We start from the raw sequence: 18,097 nt of genomic DNA on the forward strand, positions 1-18,097 counted from the left end.
TGACCAATTCTCGCAAACCGCGCGGGGAAATATTTGTCTGTTAATGGCATAAATTCACCTGCTGGAACCGATAAAAAATAACCTCTGCGTTTTATCTCATTTCTCAACTGCTTAGCGCCTGTCGGCCGTTAAGACAAAACATCTTCATTTTCCGCGCGATCTCACCTTTTCTCGTATTGCCAGCGGTGGTCCTTTTTTATCACAATGCAAAAAGACAGCGTGTTGTTTTCATTGGCTGCCGTCGGGCAGGTATAGTTAAACGATCAGGGTATAGTTTGGGTACAGGAGTAGTGAGATGTTTGGCTATCGCAGTAACGTGCCGAAAGTTCGGTTGACCACGGATCGGTTGGTTGTGCGGTTGATTCACGACCGGGATGCGTGGCGTCTGGCGGATTATTACGCCGAGAATCGACAGTTTTTAAAACCCTGGGAACCCATTCGCGATGACAGCCACTGCTATCCCTCAGGATGGCAGGCGCGCCTGTCGATGATTAACGAGTTCCACAAGCAGGGAACCGCCTTTTATTTCGCGCTGCTTGACCCTGAGGAAAAAGAGATCATCGGCGTCGCCAACTTCTCCAACGTGGTGCGCGGGTCGTTCCATGCGTGTTATCTCGGCTACTCCATCGGCCAGAAGTGGCAGGGGCAGGGGATGATGTACGAAGCGCTGACCGCCGCCATTCGTTATATGCAGCGCACGCAGCATATTCACCGTATTATGGCGAACTATATGCCGCATAATCAGCGCAGCGGGAATCTGCTGGCGCGTCTCGGTTTTGAAAAAGAGGGTTATGCGAAGGACTATTTACTGATTGACGGTGAATGGCGCGATCATGTACTGACCGCCTTAACCACCCCACAATGGACGCCTGGCCGCTAAGGAATCACCATGAAATACCAATTAACGCCTCTGGAAGCTCGCGTGATCGGCTGCCTGCTGGAAAAGCAGGTGACGACGCCGGAGCAGTATCCGCTGTCGATCAACGCCGTAGCGACGGCCTGTAATCAGAAAACCAATCGCGAGCCGGTGATGACGCTCAGCGAAGCGGAAGTTCAGGATCAGCTCGATACTTTGGTCAAGCGCCACTATTTGCGTACGGTCAGTGGGTTTGGTAACCGCGTCACCAAGTACGAACAGCGTTTTTGCAACTCGGAGTTTGGCGATCTGAAACTCTCTTCTGCCGAAGTCGCGCTGGTGACGACACTGCTGCTGCGCGGCGCGCAGACGCCAGGTGAATTGCGTGGTCGCGCGCAGCGCATGCATGAATTTGCCGACATGGCCGAGGTGGAGAGTACCCTGGAACGTCTGGCGAACCGCGAAGACGGCCCGTTTGTTGTGCGTCTGCCGCGTGAACCAGGCAAGCGGGAAAGCCGCTATATGCATCTGTTTAGCGGTGAAGTTGATTTACAGTCGGTAGCGGCTCAGAGCAGTGCGCCAGCGGCTGATAGCGATCTGCGCGACCGGGTTGAAGCGCTGGAAGGCGAAGTTGCGGAACTGAAACAGCGTCTGGATTCACTGCTGGCGCACCTTGGGGAGTAATCAGCATGGCTAAAATTCGCATTGGTGTGGTCGGCCTGGGCGGTATTGCGCAGAAGGCATGGTTGCCGGTGGTGAGCGCGGCAACAGACTGGACGCTACAGGCCGCCTGGTCGCCGGGTAAAGAAAAGGCGCTGAAGGTGTGCGAAACCTACCGCATGCCTTACGCCGATTCGCTGGCGGCGCTGGCCGCCCAGTGCGACGCGGTATTTGTGCACAGTTCCACGGCGTCTCACTATGCGGTGGTCAGCGAGTTGCTGAACGCAGGGGTGCACGTCTGCGTGGACAAACCGTTGGCCGATAAGCTTGATGATGCGGAACGGCTGGTGGCGCTGGCGGCGCGCAAAAAGTTGACCCTGATGGTGGGTTTCAACCGCCGCTTTTCGCCACTGTACCGTGAGCTGAAAAAACAGGCGGGTGAAATGGCCTCGCTGCGGATGGATAAACATCGTAGCGACAGCGTCGGCCCGCACGATCTGCGATTTACCCTGCTGGATGACTATCTGCACGTGGTGGATACCGCGCTGTGGCTGGCGGGCGGTAAGGCCAAACTCAGCGATGGCGTGCTGCAAACCACCGATGAAGGCTGCATGTTCTATGCCGAGCACCACTTCAGCCAGCCAGGCCTACAGATTACCACCAGTATGCATCGCCGCGCAGGCAGCCAGCGTGAGTCGGTGCAGGCGGTGGCGGACGGCGGGCTCTATGAGGTCACCGATATGCGCGAATGGCGTGAAGAGCGTGGCGCTGGCGTCGTGACGCGGCCGATTCCCGGCTGGCAAACGACCCTCGAACAGCGTGGGTTTGTCGGCTGTGCGCATCATTTTATTGAATGCGTGCAAAATCAGACGGTTCCGGAAACGGCGGGGGAGCAGGCTATTATGGCCCAGCGTATCGTGGAAGGGCTGTGGCATGAGGCGATCCGCGAATAACCAGCTGTAACAACTGGCAGTAGCAATTCATCCCGAACCCGGTAGACTAACGCCACTTTTTCGCGCCCGTCTACCGGGCGTTTTGTTTGCGGGTTGTGGAATCACAAAGTCATGAACCTATTAAAATCGCTGGCAGCCGTCAGCTCGATGACCATGTTTTCGCGCGTGCTGGGATTTGCGCGCGACGCGATTGTGGCGAGGGTGTTTGGGGCAGGAATGGCCACCGACGCCTTTTTCGTGGCGTTTAAGCTACCGAACCTGCTGCGTCGAATTTTTGCCGAAGGGGCGTTTTCCCAGGCGTTTGTGCCGATTCTGGCCGAATACAAAAGCAAGCAGGGTGAAGAGGCCACGCGGGTATTTGTCGCTTACGTTTCCGGGCTGCTCACGCTGGCGCTGGCGATTGTTACCGTGCTGGGGATGCTGGCCGCGCCGTGGGTGATCACCATTACCGCGCCGGGCTTTGCCGACACCGCTGACAAGTTCACGCTGACCACCCAGCTACTGCGTATTACCTTCCCGTATATTCTGTTGATTTCACTCGCCTCGTTGGTCGGCGCGATCCTGAATACCTGGAACCGCTTCTCGGTGCCAGCCTTTGCGCCAACCTTCCTTAATATCAGCATGATTGGCTTCGCGCTGTTCGCCGCGCCGCATTTCCATCCGCCGGTGCTGGCGCTGGCGTGGGCGGTGACCGTCGGCGGCGTGCTGCAACTGGCCTATCAGCTTCCGCATCTGAAAAAAATCGGCATGCTGGTGCTGCCGCGCATCAACTTTAAAGACGCGGGCGCGGTGCGGGTGGTGAAACAGATGGGGCCGGCAATTCTCGGCGTCTCGGTGAGCCAGATCTCGCTGATCATCAACACCATTTTTGCCTCGTTTCTCGTTTCCGGCTCCGTCTCGTGGATGTATTACGCCGACCGTCTGATGGAGTTCCCGTCAGGCGTGCTGGGCGTGGCGCTGGGGACTATCCTGCTGCCGTCGCTGTCGAAAAGCTTTGCCAGCGGCAACCACGACGAATACTGTCGCCTGATGGACTGGGGCCTGCGCCTGTGTTTCCTGCTGGCCCTGCCGAGCGCGGTGGCGTTGGGTATTCTGGCCAAGCCGCTGACCGTGGCGCTGTTCCAGTACGGTAAATTTACCGCCTTTGATGCCGCGATGACCCAGCGCGCGCTGGTGGCTTACTCTGTTGGCCTGATGGGGCTTATCGTCGTTAAAGTTCTGGCGCCGGGTTTCTATTCGCGTCAGGACATTAAAACACCGGTGAAAATTGCTATCGTCACGCTGATTATGACCCAGTTGATGAACCTGGCGTTTATCGGCCCGCTGAAGCACGCCGGGTTGTCGCTGTCGATTGGTCTGGCAGCCTGTCTGAACGCCGCGCTGCTGTACTGGCAGCTGCGTAAGCAGAAAATCTTCACCCCGCAGCCGGGCTGGCGCATGTTCTTAGTGCGTCTGGTGGTGTCGGTGCTGGTGATGGCGGCGGCGCTGCTCGGTATGATGCACGTCATGCCGGAGTGGTCGCAGGGTACGATGCCTTTCCGTCTGTTGCGTCTGATGGCCGTGGTGGTGGTAGGCGTGGTGGCTTATTTTGCCGCGCTGGCCATTCTGGGCTTCAGAATTAAAGAGTTTGTACGCCGGACGGCGTAAACGAAATACACTTCGCGGGGCACGTTCTGTGGCCCCGCCCGTGTTCAGACTGAGAACTTCTTGGCGCTACGGGTAAGGCTGCTGCCTGCTGCCTGACCATCCTTTCCGTACAGTCCCGTCTCCTGAAAAGGCTTCAGCACATCGAGCGCCTGCTGGGTGCGGACAATCTGTCCTTCAAGCAGCCAGCCATTATGCTGATTTAACCGACGCAGCTGCTGCGTGGTTTCCGTAATGGTCTGCCAGCGACTGCCGATATCTTCATTATCGGTGCTTTGTCGGGCGTCCTGTTCGACGCGACGCTGTTTTTCCAGGTAGTCTAAGGTCGCCAGCAGAGAGCTTTTCTCTTCGGTAATGCTGGCAAGCCGCAGGCCGTTAACGCTGCCTGCAGAGAGCTGTTGTTGCTCAGCATCCATCACTTCTTTAAGAGAGTGAAGGATGCTGGTCATTTGGTCCAGAATGGCTGACAAACTGCTCATGCGCTTATTTACTCTGTAGATAATCTTGCGTGTCTTGAATCAGCGCGTCGGCAATCTTACCGGTATCCATTTTTAACTCGCCGTTACGAATGGCGGTTTTCAGTTCCTCGACGCGCGCCATATTAATATCGCCGCTGCTTGAACGGGTCAGTGCGGTCTGCGCATTGCTTAACGTCACGCTGGCGCTGGTGGCGGTTTCGGTTTTCTCGGCACGTACTTTTTGTGCACTGGTCTCCGGCGTTTCGCGATGTTGTACCGGCGTTACCGCTTTCAGAGATGATGTACGATCGATGCTCATAATGCTTTCCTCATTGGAGGCTTTGGTATGGCGCAGGCGCCGACTCTCATTAATTGTTAATTATCTATCGGCAAGCGACACATATTCTTTAAGAAGTTTATAGATTAATCAGAATATTCCCATCAGCGCTCACCTGACCGCTCACCACCTGACCAGAAGGCATTCTCACGCGGGCGTTCTGGGCCACCGCGGCGTTGTTTAACGCCTGCCCCTCGCTGTTGATGCTAAAGCCTTCCCCCTGGGCGACGACCATCACTTTCTGTCCTGCTTTCACCCGCCACGACTGGCGCACCATCGATAGCTGAATCGGCTGGCCGATGGCAACGTCGCGCAGACTGATGGCATCCTCGGCCTGCGACAAATTCAACATGGTACGCGGCGGTAGCTGATCGAGCCGCCCACGCATTAACGTGACGCTCTGCGACTCAATCGGCGATCCGCGCACGATGGGCGCCGCGGCGACAACGTAATCGCCTACCACCTGCACGGTCACCTGTAAATACTGTTTCGCATTTCCGCACTGGGCCACCACCGTCAGATTTCCCCATAGCCGCGAGTTACCCGGCGTGCTGAACGTGGGTGCGTCACAGCTAAGCTGCTGATTCTGCGTATTGCGCAGCTTCACGCTGACCTCATCGCTAAAGCCAGTCAGCCGTTCACGAAAGAACGCGGTCAGCTGCGACTGAATATCAGCCGCCTGAGCAAGCGGGCTAAAGGCCAGTATCGCAGCGGTGAATGGGACAATGAGCTGACGCATTGAACGCTCCTGTGGATGGCGAATGCACGCATTTTACTCAACTTGCGATGACATCAACGCAACAAATAGCGACGCATATTGCGCTTATTCCGTCGATGACGCGCGCATAAGGAGAATTAAGCTGTCGGCTGAAACTTTGTCATTAGCGGAGGAGACATGCTCGATAAACTCGACGCCGCATTACGTTTTCAGCAAGAGGCATTAAACCTGCGCGCAGAGCGCCAGGAGATTCTCGCTGCCAATATCGCTAACGCCGATACCCCGGGGTATCAGGCGCGCGATATGGATTTTTCCAGTGAACTGAAAAAGGTGATGTCACGCGGGCGCGCGGAAGGCAGCGGCGTTGCGCTGACGCTGACCTCCGAACGTCATATTCCTGCCCAGGCGCTTTCCGCGCCGAATACCGATCTGCTGTACCGCATTCCCGATCAGCCAGCGATGGATGGCAACACCGTCGATATGGACCGGGAGCGTACGCAGTTCGCCGATAACAGCCTCCAGTACCAGACCGGCCTCACGGTTCTGGGCGGACAGATTAAGGGCATGCTGAGTGTCCTGCAGGGGAACTAATCCATGGCACTACTCAATATCTTCGATGTTGCAGGTTCCGCGCTGACCGCGCAGTCCAAGCGATTGAACGTGGCCGCGAGTAACCTCGCCAACGCCGACAGCGTCGCCGGGCCGGATGGCCAGCCGTATCGTGCTAAGCAGGTTGTTTTTCAGGTGGATGCGCCGATGGGCGCGGCGACCGGCGGCGTGAAAGTCGCTGATGTCGTTGAAAGCCAGGAGCCGGACAAGCTGGTCTACCAGCCGGGGAATCCGCTGGCGGATGCGAAAGGCTATGTGCGCATGCCTAACGTCGACGTCGTGGGCGAGATGGTGAACACCATGTCGGCGTCGCGCAGCTATCAGGCAAACGTTGAGGTACTGAATACCGTGAAGAGCATGATGCTCAAAACGCTGACGCTTGGGCAATAAGGGAGGTAACCGATGTCTGTCGTAGCCAATATCAATGATACCAGCAGTAGCAGTTCGACCTCATCGTCGATCAGCAGCTCCGGCACCAACAGTTCGTCCGACCTGCAGAGCAGCTTTCTGACGCTGTTGGTTGCGCAGCTGAAAAACCAGGATCCGACTAACCCGTTACAAAACAATGAACTGACTTCGCAACTGGCGCAGATCAGCACGCTCAGTGGCATTGAGAAGCTCAACACCACGCTGGGTTCCATCTCCGGACAGATTAATAGCGGCCAGTCGCTGCAGGCCAGCGCGTTAGTGGGCCACGGCGTGATGATTCCCGGCAGCACCATTCTGGCTGGCAAAAACAGCAGCGATGAAACCAGCGTGGATACCACGCCGTTTGGCATTGAGCTGACGCAGTCCGCCGAGAAGGTTACCGCCACCATAGTCGACGGGACCGGCAAAGTGGTCCGGACGTTAAATCTGGGGGCGCAAACCGCCGGCGTTCATACCTATACCTGGGACGGCAAGATGGATGATGGCACGGCAGCACCTGACGGCGCTTACAACATCAACTTCGCCGCCAGCCAGGGCACCACGCAGCTGGTGGTTCAGCCGCTGCAGTTCGCCCTGGTGCAGGGCGTTACGCTGGGCAGCGATGGCAACAAACTGGATTTGGGTACCTATGGCACCACCACGCTGGATCAGGTTCGCCAGATTATTTAAGCCTCTAACTATTTCAGGAGAGACGTTATGGCCTTTTCACAAGCGGTAAGCGGATTAAACGCTGCTGCCACTAACCTCGATGTTATCGGCAACAACATCGCCAACTCCGCGACCTACGGGTTTAAATCCGGGACCGCATCGTTTGCCGATATGTTTGCCGGTTCCAAAGTGGGGCTGGGGGTAAAAGTTGCGGGGATTACCCAGGACTTTACCGACGGCACCACCACCGGTACCGGACGCGCGCTGGACGTGGCGATTAGCCAGAACGGTTTTTTCCGTCTGGTCGACAGCAACGGTTCCGTTTACTACAGCCGTAACGGCCAGTTCAAGCTTGATGAGAACCGCAATCTGGTCAACATGCAGGGGCTGAGCGTCACCGGCTACCCGGCGACCGGTAACCCGGCGACCATCCAGCAGGGGGCGAACCCGGTGGCGCTGACGATCCCGAATACGCTGATGTCGGCGAAAACGACCACCACCGCGGCGATGCAGATGAACCTGAACTCCACGGATGACAAAATTGATCAGACGACGAAGCCTTTCAATCCGACCGATCCGGATACCTATAACAAAAAGGGTACCGTTACCGTGTACGACAGTCTGGGTAACTCCCATGACATGAACGTCTACTACGTGAAGACGGATAACAACAAATGGGACGTCTGGACGCTGGACTCCAGCGTCAGCGGTGCCAATCCGGTGAAAGCGGCTCAGATGGAGTTTTCTTCAAGCGGTACGCTGACAGGTGTGACCAACTATACAGAAGATACGACCACTACGCCGAGCACCTGGACGCTGAATGGCACGGCCAACGCGACGCCGCAAATTGACGTCGCCCTGGCGGGACTGAACGGTTCCGCGGGTAGCACCTTCTCCCTGAGCTTCCTCAACTCCATGCAGCAGAACACCGGCTCGAACGATATCGTCGCCACCACCCAGAACGGCTTCGCGCCGGGCAACCTGGTGAGCTACCAGATCAACGAAGACGGCACGGTGGTGGGTAACTACTCCAACCAGCAGAGCCAACTGCTGGGGCAGATTGTGCTGGCGAATTTCGCCAACAACGAAGGTCTGCAGTCAGAGGGCGATAACGTCTGGTCGGCAACGCAGTCCTCGGGCGTCGCGCTGCTGGGCACTGCGGGCACCGGTAACTTCGGTACGCTGACCAACGGCGCGCTGGAAGCCTCCAACGTCGACCTCAGCAAAGAGCTGGTGAACATGATCGTCGCGCAGCGTAACTACCAGTCGAACGCGCAGACCATCAAGACCCAGGATCAGATCCTCAACACGCTGGTTAACCTGCGTTAATCGTAACAGGGTGACGTTATGGATCACGCCATATATACGGCAATGGGCGCCGCCAGCCAGACCATGCAGCAGCAGTCGGTCACGGCGAGCAACCTTGCCAATACCTCCACGCCGGGCTTTCGCGCGCAGCTGACGGCAATGCGCGCGGTGCCGGTGGTCGGCCCGAGCGTCGAGACCCGTACGCTGGTCGCCGCCACCACGCCGGGCGCGGATATGACCCCCGGCCAACTGGACTATACCGCGCGTCCGCTGGACGTGGCGGTTCAGCAGGATGGCTGGCTGGCGGTGCGGTCGGCAGACGGTACGGAAGGATATACCCGTAACGGCAATATTCAGGTAAGCGCCACCGGGCAGTTGACCATCCAGGGGAACCCGGTGATTGGTGAGGCCGGTCCGCTGAACGTGCCGGAAGGCTCGCAGGTGACGATTGCCGCCGACGGGACCATTTCGGCACTGACGCCGGGCGACCCGCCGAACACGGTGTCGCCGGTCGGCAAGCTGAAGATGGTGAAGGCCAACGGCACCGAAGTCGCGCGTGGCGATGACGGTCTGTTTCACCTGACGCCGCAGACCGTGGCAACGCGTGGGCCGGCCCTCCAGGCGGACCCAACGCTGCGCCTGCAGTCCGGTGTGCTGGAAGGCAGTAACGTTAAACCCGTGGCGGCGATGGCGGACATGATCGCCAGTTCACGCCGCTTTGAAATGCAGATGAAGGTTATCAGCAGCGTGGATGAAAACACGCAGAAAGCTAACCAGTTGCTGTCAATGAGCTAAGGAAAATTATGATCAGTTCATTATGGATCGCCAAAACCGGTCTGGACGCGCAGCAAACCAATATGGACGTTATCGCCAACAACCTGGCGAACGTCAGTACCAATGGTTTTAAGCGCCAGCGCGCGGTGTTTGAAGACTTGCTCTATCAAACCGTTCGCCAGCCGGGTGCGCAATCATCCGAACAAACGACACTCCCTTCCGGCCTGCAAATTGGTACCGGGGTACGTCCCGTGGCGACCGAGCGTCTGCATAGCCAGGGCAACCTGTCGCAGACCAACAACAGTAAAGACGTGGCGATCAAAGGCGACGGGTTCTTCCAGATCCTGCTGCCGGACGGTTCCTCCGCCTACACTCGCGACGGTTCGTTCCAGGTTGACCAGAACGGCCAACTGGTGACCGCCAGCGGCTATCAGGTACAGCCCGCCATCACCATTCCGGCCAACGCCATCAGCATCACCATTGGCCGTGACGGGATTGTCAGCGTGACCCAGCAGGGCCAGGCAAACCCGGTGCAGGTGGGACAACTGAACCTGTCGACCTTTATGAATGACACCGGCCTCGAGAGTATCGGGGAAAACCTGTACATCGAAACCCAGGCATCAGGCGCGCCGAACGACACTACGCCGGGTCTGAACGGCGCGGGTCTGCTGTACCAGGGTTATGTTGAAACCTCTAACGTCAACGTGGCGGAAGAGCTGGTCAACATGATTCAGGTGCAGCGCGCGTACGAGATCAACAGTAAAGCGGTATCGACGACTGACCAGATGCTGCAAAAACTGACGCAGCTGTAAAGGCAAGGCCTCGGCGTCGCGTCGCCTGGCGAGGCGATGCGACGTCGGGATGTTCCCGAGATTCAGAAGAAGAAAGCAATGCAAAAATCTGCAGCGTTTCGCTATCCGCTTTTAACCCTCGTCGCGCTCAGCGTGGTGGGGTGCGCATGGATCCCCTCTAAACCGTTGGTTGAAGGGGCGACGACCGCACAACCAATTCCCGGCCCGGTGCCGGTGGCGAACGGTTCGATATTCCAGACCGCTCAGCCGATTAACTACGGCTATCAGCCGCTGTTTGAAGACCGTCGTCCGCGCAATATCGGCGATACGCTGACCATCGTGCTGCAGGAAAACGTCAGCGCGAGCAAAAGCTCCTCGGCAAATGCGAGTCGTGATGGCAAAACCAACTTCGGCTTCGACACCGTGCCGCGCTACCTCCAGGGGCTGTTTGGTAATGAGCGCGCGGATGTGGAAGCGTCTGGCGGCAACTCCTTCAACGGCAAGGGCGGCGCTAATGCCAGCAATACCTTTAGCGGCACGCTGACCGTGACCGTCGATCAGGTTCTGGCCAACGGCAACCTGCACGTGGTGGGCGAGAAGCAAATCGCGATTAATCAGGGCACCGAATTTATCCGTTTCTCCGGGGTCGTTAACCCGCGCACCATCAGCGGCAGCAACACCGTGCCGTCGACGCAGGTGGCGGATGCGCGTATCGAATACGTGGGCAACGGCTATATCAATGAAGCGCAGAATATGGGCTGGCTGCAGCGTTTCTTCCTTAATTTATCGCCGATGTAACGAGGTGAACCATGTTTAAAACTCTGCTTACTCTGGCGTTGGTGCTGGTCACCGGGCTGGCGAATGCCGAACGCATCCGCGATCTGACCAGCGTGCAAGGGGTCAGGGAAAACTCGCTGATCGGTTACGGCCTGGTCGTGGGCCTTGATGGCACGGGCGACCAGACCACGCAGACGCCGTTCACCACCCAGAGCCTGAACAACATGCTGTCCCAACTGGGGATTACCGTTCCGGCGGGGACCAACATGCAGTTGAAAAACGTGGCGGCGGTAATGGTGACCGCGCAGCTGCCGGCTTTTGGGCGTCAGGGACAGACCATCGATGTGGTGGTGTCTTCCATGGGGAACGCCAAAAGCCTGCGCGGCGGTACGCTGCTGATGACGCCGCTGAAAGGCGTCGACAGCCAGATCTACGCCCTGGCTCAGGGTAACATTCTGGTCGGCGGCGCGGGCGCGTCGGCGGGCGGCAGCAGCGTGCAGGTGAACCAGCTTAACGGCGGGCGAATCACCGGCGGCGCGACCATTGAGCGCGAATTGCCGAGCCAGTTTGGCGCGGGCAACACCATTAATCTGCAATTGAACGACGATGATTTCACCATGGCGCAGCAGATCGCCGACACCATTAACCGTCGCAGCAGCCTGGGCAACGCCACCGCGCTGGATGCCCGTACCGTGCAGGTGCGCGCGCCGGTTGGCGGCAGTGGGCAGGTTCGTCTGCTGGCGGATATCCAGAATCTGGAAGTGGGCATGCCGCCGCAGGATGCGAAGATCATTATCAACTCGCGTACCGGCTCGGTGGTCATGAACCGGGAAGTAACGCTCGATACCTGCGCGGTAGCTCAGGGCAACCTCTCCGTTTCCGTCAACCGTTCGGCGCAAGTCAGCCAGCCGGATACGCCGTTTGCCGGTGGGCAAACCGTGGTGACGCCGCAAACCCAAATCGATCTGCGCCAGAGCGGTGGCTCGCTGCAAAGCGTTCGCGCCAGCGCCAATCTGAATAACGTGGTACGCGCACTGAACGCCTTAGGCGCGACGCCGATGGAGCTGATGTCGATTATCCAGGCGATGCAGAGTGCGGGTTGTCTGCGCGCTAAGGTGGAGATTGTCTGATGCTAACCGACAGCAAATTACTGGCGAGCGCCGCGTGGGACGCGCAGTCACTGAATGAACTGAAGACCAAAGCGGGGCAGGATCCGCAGGCGAATCTGCGTCCCGTTGCCCGGCAGGTGGAGGGCATGTTCGTGCAGATGATGCTGAAAAGCATGCGCGAAACGCTGCCGAAGGACGGATTGTTCAGCAGCGACCAGACGCGGCTTTACACCAGTATGTATGACCAGCAAATCGCCCAGCAGATGACGGCCGGGAAAGGCCTTGGCCTGGCAGAGGAGATGGTCAAACAGCTGTCGGCGCAGCAGCAGGAACCGGCGGATAACGTCGGCCAGGTACCGATGAAGTTTGATATGCAGACGGTGACCAGCTACCAGAACGCCGCTCTGACGCAGATGGTGCGTAAGGCGTTGCCGAAAGCGCCGGACAACAGCGATACGCCGTTGTCCGGCGACAGCAAAGATTTCCTTGCCCAGCTGTCGCTGCCCGCGCGGCTGGCGAGCGAACAGAGCGGTATCCCACACCACCTGATTCTGGCGCAGGCGGCGCTGGAGTCCGGCTGGGGTCAGCGGCAGATCCGCCGTGAAAACGGCGAACCGAGCTTTAACCTGTTTGGGGTGAAAGCATCCGGTGACTGGAAGGGGAAGGTGACGGAAATCACCACCACCGAATTTGAGAATGGCGAGGCGAAGAAGGTGAAGGCGAAGTTCCGCGTCTACGGCTCGTATCTGGAGGCGCTGTCGGACTACGTCGGCCTGCTGACCCGCAACCCACGCTATGCGGCGGTAACGTCGGCGGCCACGGCGGAGCAGGGCGCTCAGGCGTTGCAGAATGCTGGATACGCTACCGATCCGCAGTATGCGCGCAAGCTGACCAGCATGATTCAACAGCTGAAATCAATGAGCGATAAGGTCAGCAACGCGTACCGAAATGATATCGAAAATCTGTTCTGATTTATCTCAAGTTTGCCATCCGCCATCCGATAAGTAATACCATGGCCTTAAGAAGGAGCGTTCATGTCCAGTTTAATTAACAGTGCGATGAGCGGGCTGAGCGCAGCCCAGTCGGCGCTGAATACGACCAGTAACAACATCGCGAGCTACAACGTTACCGGCTACACCCGTCAAACCACGGTGCTGGCTTCTGCCAACAGCACGCTGGGCGCAGGTGGTTGGGTAGGCAATGGCGTTTACGTGTCTGGCGTACAGCGCGAATACAACGCCTTCATTACCAATCAGTTGCGCGCGGCGCAGAACCAGAGCAGCGGCTTGACCACTCGCTATGAGCAGGTGTCGAAAATTGACAATATGCTCTCCAGCTCAACCAACAATATCTCAACCACGGTGCAGGATTTCTTCAGCAGTCTGCAAACGCTGGTGAGCAACGCCGAAGACCCGGCGGCGCGTCAGACCGTACTCGGCAAAGCCGCGGGTGTGGTGAACCAGTTCAAGGTGGCGGATCAGTATCTGCGCGATCAGGATAAGCAGGTTAACCTGTCGATTACCTCGACAGTCGATCAGATCAATAACTACACCTCACAGATTGCCAGTCTCAACGATAAGATTTCTCGCCTGACCGGCGTAGGCGCGGGCGCATCGCCAAACGACCTGCTGGATCAGCGCGACCAACTGGTGAGTGAGCTTAACAAGCTGGTGGGCGTTGAGGTCAACGTACAGGATGGCAGCACCTACAACATTACCATGGCTAACGGTTATAGCTTGGTAGCGGGTACCAAATCGAATCAGTTGGCCGCGGTACCGAGCAAGGCCGATCCGACGCGCACCACCGTGGCCTATGTGGATAACGTTGCCGGCAACGTGGAGATCCCAGAAAAGCTGCTGACCACCGGTTCGCTGGGCGGCCTGCTGACCTTCCGTTCGCAGGACCTTGACCAGACCCGCAATAGCCTGAACCAAATGGCGCTGGCGTTTGCCGATGCCTTTAACCAGGTGCATCGTGGGGGTATTGATGCCGATGGTAATACCAACGTCGACTTCTTCGACTTCGGCGATCCCTCTGTCGTTGCCAACGGCAAAAACGGGGGCAAAGCCGAGCTGACGGCAACGATGACCGATTCATCTGCTGTGCAGGCTACCGATTATCGCATCACCAAAACCGACAGCGGCTGGCAGGTAACGCGCCTTTCCGATAACACCAACGTGAACTTCCAGACCGCTACCGATGGTTCGCTGCAGTTCGATGGCCTGTCGGTCAGCGTTGATAACAGCAACGGCGCGGCCAACACGGGCGACAGCTTTACCGTGAAACCGGTGAGCAACACCATTGTGAACATGAAAGTGGCGATCACCAGCGAGTCACAAATTGCGATGGGCCTCGCCGATACCACCACCGGCACGAGCGTGGGTGAAAGCGATAACCGTAACGGGCAGAAGCTGCTGGATCTGCAAAACAGCAAGGTGGTCGGCGGCTCAAAGACCTTTAACGATGCCTATGCCGCGATGGTCAGTAATATCGGCACCCAAACCGCGACCCTGAAGAGCAGCAGTACCACTCAGGCGAACGTGGTGACGCAGCTGAGCAACCAGCAGCAGTCTATCTCCGGGGTTAACCTTGATGAAGAGTACGGCAACCTGCAGCTTTTTCAGCAGTACTATCTGGCTAATGCGCAGGTGCTGCAGACGGCAAGCACGCTCTTCGACGCATTAATTAATATCCGTTAAGGAAGGGGAGAGCTATGCGCGTTAGTACCATCATGATGTACCAGCAGAATATGAGAGGCATTACCGACTCTCAGTCTGCATGGTTGAAGTACGGTGAACAGATGTCTACCGGCAAGCGGGTTAACCGCGCTTCGGACGACCCGGTTGCTGCCTCACAGGCCGTGGTGCTGTCTCAGGCGCAGGCGCAGAATAGCCAGTACGCCACCGCGCGGACTTTCGCGACTCAGCGCGTGTCGATTGAAGAAAGCACGTTGTCGCAGGTGACAACCGCGATCCAGTCGGCGCAGGAGAAGATCGTTTATGCCGGTAACGGCACGTTGAGCGACGATGACCGCAATTCACTGGCCACCGACCTGCAGGGTATCCGCGACCAGCTTCTTAACCTGGCGAACAGCACCGACGGTAACGGGCGTTATATATTCGCCGGTTATAAAACGGATACGCCGCCTTTTGATGATACCGGCAAGTACGTTGGCGGCACGCTCAACGTGGAACAGCAGGTCGATTCTTCACGCACCATGGTTATTGGCCACACAGGCAACCTGATCTTTGATAATGCGACCAGCAACGCCAAACCGGATGCCGATACCAACGTTTTCACAGCGTTAGATTCGGCAATTGCCGCGCTGAAAACCCCGGTTGAAGGTGATGAAACGGCCCAGGACACGGCGCTGGCGGCGATTGATAAAACCAACCGTAGCCTGAGTAATTCGCTTAATAACGTGCTGACCGTACGTGCTGAACTGGGCACCCAGCTCAATGAGCTGGATAAGCTGGATTCGTTGGGTGATGACCGGGCGCTGGCGCAGACGCAGCAGATGAGCAATCTGGTGGACGTCGACTGGAACTCGACCATCTCGAACTACACGATGCAGCAAACGGCCCTGCAGGCCGCCTATAAAGCCTTTACCGACATGCAGGGCATGTCTTTGTTCCAACTGAATAAATAACAACATGTAGTTTTAAACATATCTGTAGAAACTGGGTATGTTTTTATCGCCCGCGTCATTACCCCGTCGCGGGCTTTTTTTATTGCCTTACTGTACGTTCAGCGCAGCGCTACGTAAGCGGTAGGTTTCGCTGACGCGAATCGCCAGTGCGATCAGACCGGCTACTGTGGCTAACGCCACCACGCCTTCCCAACCGGCCAGCGAATAAACCTGCGTCCCGAGGACTGAACCCAGCGCCATGCCGATAAATACGCCGGTAAACAGCAGGGCGTTGAGGCGACCGCGGGCTTGCGGTTCCAGGCTGTACACCAGATTCTGGTGCGCGACCAGGCTTGATTGCAGACCCAGGTCGAAGCCAACGGCGGACAGTGCAATCAGCGCCATCTGCGCCATCGGCGGCAGAACCGGCAGCAGGAACATCAGCGCAAACGAGATGCTGACCAGCAGCGCACCCAGCTGGGTCACTTTCTCCGCGCCAACTTTATCCGCTAGACCGCCAGCCAGCGGCGCCGCCAGCGCACCTGCCGCACCGGCGATACCAAAGCCACCCGCCACCGCACTCCCCATGTGATAGTGCTCGGCCAGCATGACCGCCAGCGTTGACCAGAAGGCGCTAAAGGCGATTGAGAGAAAGCCCTGAGCCATGGCGGCGCGACGCAGCGTCGGGTAGCGACGCCAGAGGTGCACCATCGACACCATGAGTGCCGGATAACGCAGTTCGGAGTGAGCGGCGAAGTGCGGCAGCACGCGCCACAGCAGCAGGCCAATCAGCGCAATGCTGACGGCTGCGGCCTGGTACATTACGCGCCAGCCAAACAGTTCACCGACCACGCCGCTTACGGTACGCGACAGCAGGATCCCCAGCAGCAGGCCGGTCATCACCGTGCCAACCATTTTCCCCTGTTTCCCCGCCGGGGCAAGAATGGCGGCGGCGGGAACGATGTCCTGCGCCATGGTGGCGGCCATACCGATCAGCAAACTGATCGCCAGCAGGGAAGGAAATTGCTGAGTCAGGCTATAAAGCAGTAATAAAACCGCCAGCGTCAGGCTTTTCAGCAGAATCAGCGTGCGGCGGTCGTAACGGTCGCCTAACGGCAGTAAAAACAGGATCCCCAGCGCATAGCCAGCCTGAGTCAGTGTGGGAATCAGCCCCATACCTTCCACGCTCAGATTCAGGGTTGAACCCATCAGCGGCAGCAGCGGCTGGGCGTAATAAATGGCGGCAACGCTGAACCCGGCGCCGAGCGCCAGGACAAAAATCAGCAGGCTGGTGGCCCGGGAAGAAAGGTTATCAGTGTTCATGGTTTCATCCTCAACGGTGTATGCCGCTATTCTCTGCGTCTTCGCGGTGGCGCGGTAGCCGTCGCGGTGGTAAAACAGTTATACGTTTCACGTATAGGCAATGAGTTGATGAAAAGAGCAGAGCGTATAGACCGCGTTGAACTGATGCGCACGTTTATCCGTATCGTTGAGGCAGGCTCGTTGTCTGCCGCCGCGCGCCAGCTTGAGACCACCCAGGCAACCATTAGCCGCCGATTGCAGTCCCTTGAGGAGATGCTGGGGGCCAAGCTGCTGCTGCGTTCAACGCACGCAATGAAGCTGACCGACGACGGCGAGCGCTGCTACCAGCATGCGCGTCAGGTGGTGGATAGCTGGCTGGCGCTGGAGGATGCCTTACAGTTGACCGACGAACAGCCGGTGGGCACGTTACGTGTACGTGCTCCGCATGCTTTCGGCCAGCAGCAATTACTGATGCCGTTGGTGGGCTTCCTCGCGCGCTACCCGCAGCTCTCCGTCGAGTGGATGCTGCACGACAGGGCGGTGGACTTTATCAGCGATAACGTTGATTGCGCGATTCGCGTTGGCGCGGAGGTGGATCCGGCGACAGTGTCGGTGCTTCTGGCGGAGGTGCCGCGCTGTATTGTCGCTTCACCGCAGGTTGTGGCGCGCTATCCGCAAGTGACGGCTCCGGAGCAACTTTCTGCGCTTCCATGGATTGCAATCAGTACCTTCTATCAGCACGAAGTGGTGCTACATCATCCGACTCTCGGCCAGACGGAGAGCGTGAATATTGCTGCGCGGCTGAGCACCGATAGCCTGTATGTGGCAAAGAATGCCGCGCTCGCGAACGTGGGGGCCGCGGTGGTTTCAAGCTGGACGGTGGAGGAGGAGTTGGCCAATGGCACGTTAGTGGAGCTGCTACCGGAGTGGCAGACGACGCCGCTGCCGGTTCATCTGGTTTATCCATGGGCGCGTTATTATCCGACCCGGCTGCGTAAGTTTCTCGATCTGATGCGCGAGGTCATGCCGCAAATCGCCGGGATGCGGCAGCCCGAGCAGAATGGATAAACACATTGCGTCAGGTAAAAAAAATCGG

Annotated in this window: 20 protein-coding genes; 16 read left to right on the forward strand and 4 right to left on the reverse strand. The window is 57.9% G+C overall.

Features of this window, described 5'->3' with window-relative positions:
• Positions 1-295 precede the first annotated feature (295 nt).
• The 4 genes from rimJ (at position 296) to murJ (ending at position 4,116) form a co-directional block, all read left to right on the forward strand.
• Positions 296-880, forward strand: a complete 585-nt coding sequence (gene rimJ / locus ACW14G_RS11835) for a ribosomal protein S5-alanine N-acetyltransferase (RefSeq protein WP_064549078.1) — start codon at positions 296-298, stop codon at positions 878-880.
• A 9-nt stretch (positions 881-889) separates the two neighbouring features.
• Positions 890-1,540 (forward strand): YceH family protein, encoded by a 651-nt coding sequence (locus tag ACW14G_RS11840; protein ID WP_163448121.1) that lies wholly within the window; start codon positions 890-892, stop codon positions 1,538-1,540.
• A gap of 5 nt (positions 1,541-1,545) precedes the next feature.
• A complete protein-coding gene (locus ACW14G_RS11845; RefSeq protein WP_163448120.1) occupies positions 1,546-2,469 on the forward strand; it encodes a Gfo/Idh/MocA family protein in 924 nt (307 codons plus the stop codon).
• 111 nt (positions 2,470-2,580) lie between these two features.
• Complete coding sequence (gene murJ, locus ACW14G_RS11850; protein WP_249022011.1) at positions 2,581-4,116, forward strand: murein biosynthesis integral membrane protein MurJ; 1,536 nt, start codon at positions 2,581-2,583, stop codon at positions 4,114-4,116.
• Between the two features lie 44 nt (positions 4,117-4,160).
• On the opposite strand, the gene flgN is transcribed toward murJ, so the two are convergent.
• The 3 genes from flgN to flgA form a co-directional block, all read right to left on the reverse strand.
• Complete coding sequence (gene flgN / locus ACW14G_RS11855) at positions 4,161-4,592, reverse strand: flagella biosynthesis chaperone FlgN (RefSeq protein ID WP_249022010.1); 432 nt, start codon at positions 4,590-4,592, stop codon at positions 4,161-4,163.
• 4 nt (positions 4,593-4,596) lie between these two features.
• Positions 4,597-4,890 (reverse strand): flagellar biosynthesis anti-sigma factor FlgM, encoded by a 294-nt coding sequence (flgM, locus tag ACW14G_RS11860; RefSeq protein WP_064549088.1) that lies wholly within the window; start codon positions 4,888-4,890, stop codon positions 4,597-4,599.
• Between the two features lie 97 nt (positions 4,891-4,987).
• The gene (gene flgA / locus ACW14G_RS11865; RefSeq protein ID WP_249022009.1) at positions 4,988-5,647 is read right to left on the reverse strand and encodes a flagellar basal body P-ring formation chaperone FlgA; all 660 of its coding nucleotides are present in this window, start codon (positions 5,645-5,647) and stop codon (positions 4,988-4,990) included.
• Between the two features lie 156 nt (positions 5,648-5,803).
• Between flgA and flgB the strand changes: the two genes are divergently transcribed.
• From flgB to flgL, 11 genes are all read left to right on the forward strand, one after another.
• Entirely contained in the window at positions 5,804-6,217 is a 414-nt protein-coding gene (gene flgB / locus ACW14G_RS11870; protein ID WP_163448116.1) for a flagellar basal body rod protein FlgB, read from the forward strand.
• 3 nt (positions 6,218-6,220) lie between these two features.
• A complete protein-coding gene (gene flgC / locus ACW14G_RS11875; protein WP_163448115.1) occupies positions 6,221-6,625 on the forward strand; it encodes a flagellar basal body rod protein FlgC in 405 nt (134 codons plus the stop codon).
• A gap of 12 nt (positions 6,626-6,637) precedes the next feature.
• Positions 6,638-7,333 (forward strand): flagellar hook assembly protein FlgD, encoded by a 696-nt coding sequence (gene flgD / locus ACW14G_RS11880; RefSeq protein WP_223802342.1) that lies wholly within the window; start codon positions 6,638-6,640, stop codon positions 7,331-7,333.
• Between the two features lie 27 nt (positions 7,334-7,360).
• The gene (gene flgE / locus ACW14G_RS11885) at positions 7,361-8,641 is read left to right on the forward strand and encodes a flagellar hook protein FlgE (RefSeq protein WP_167576199.1); all 1,281 of its coding nucleotides are present in this window, start codon (positions 7,361-7,363) and stop codon (positions 8,639-8,641) included.
• A gap of 18 nt (positions 8,642-8,659) precedes the next feature.
• The gene (locus ACW14G_RS11890) at positions 8,660-9,415 is read left to right on the forward strand and encodes a flagellar basal body rod protein FlgF (protein WP_163448112.1); all 756 of its coding nucleotides are present in this window, start codon (positions 8,660-8,662) and stop codon (positions 9,413-9,415) included.
• A gap of 8 nt (positions 9,416-9,423) precedes the next feature.
• The gene (gene flgG / locus ACW14G_RS11895) at positions 9,424-10,206 is read left to right on the forward strand and encodes a flagellar basal-body rod protein FlgG (protein ID WP_035894201.1); all 783 of its coding nucleotides are present in this window, start codon (positions 9,424-9,426) and stop codon (positions 10,204-10,206) included.
• Between the two features lie 78 nt (positions 10,207-10,284).
• The gene (flgH, locus tag ACW14G_RS11900; protein ID WP_163448111.1) at positions 10,285-10,983 is read left to right on the forward strand and encodes a flagellar basal body L-ring protein FlgH; all 699 of its coding nucleotides are present in this window, start codon (positions 10,285-10,287) and stop codon (positions 10,981-10,983) included.
• 11 nt (positions 10,984-10,994) lie between these two features.
• Entirely contained in the window at positions 10,995-12,092 is a 1,098-nt protein-coding gene (locus ACW14G_RS11905) for a flagellar basal body P-ring protein FlgI (protein ID WP_163448110.1), read from the forward strand.
• Complete coding sequence (flgJ, locus tag ACW14G_RS11910; RefSeq protein ID WP_163448109.1) at positions 12,092-13,042, forward strand: flagellar assembly peptidoglycan hydrolase FlgJ; 951 nt, start codon at positions 12,092-12,094, stop codon at positions 13,040-13,042. Before ACW14G_RS11905 ends, flgJ begins: the two co-directional genes overlap by 1 nt.
• Before the next feature lie 63 nt (positions 13,043-13,105).
• On the forward strand, positions 13,106-14,770 hold the full coding sequence (gene flgK, locus ACW14G_RS11915; RefSeq protein ID WP_249022008.1) for a flagellar hook-associated protein FlgK: 1,665 nt from the start codon (positions 13,106-13,108) through the stop codon (positions 14,768-14,770).
• Positions 14,771-14,784: 14 nt separating this feature from the next.
• On the forward strand, positions 14,785-15,720 hold the full coding sequence (gene flgL, locus ACW14G_RS11920) for a flagellar hook-associated protein FlgL (protein WP_163448107.1): 936 nt from the start codon (positions 14,785-14,787) through the stop codon (positions 15,718-15,720).
• 87 nt (positions 15,721-15,807) lie between these two features.
• Here the strand turns inward: flgL and ACW14G_RS11925 are convergent, their stop codons facing one another.
• Positions 15,808-17,022 carry an MFS transporter gene (locus ACW14G_RS11925; RefSeq protein WP_249022007.1) on the reverse strand — a complete coding sequence of 405 codons (1,215 nt, stop codon included), beginning with the start codon at positions 17,020-17,022 and terminating at the stop codon, positions 15,808-15,810.
• A gap of 108 nt (positions 17,023-17,130) precedes the next feature.
• On the opposite strand from ACW14G_RS11925, the gene ACW14G_RS11930 reads away from it, so the two are divergent.
• Complete coding sequence (locus ACW14G_RS11930; RefSeq protein ID WP_249022006.1) at positions 17,131-18,069, forward strand: LysR family transcriptional regulator; 939 nt, start codon at positions 17,131-17,133, stop codon at positions 18,067-18,069.
• Positions 18,070-18,097: the final 28 nt, after the last annotated feature.

It is taken from the genome of Kluyvera sp. (assembly GCF_965301105.1).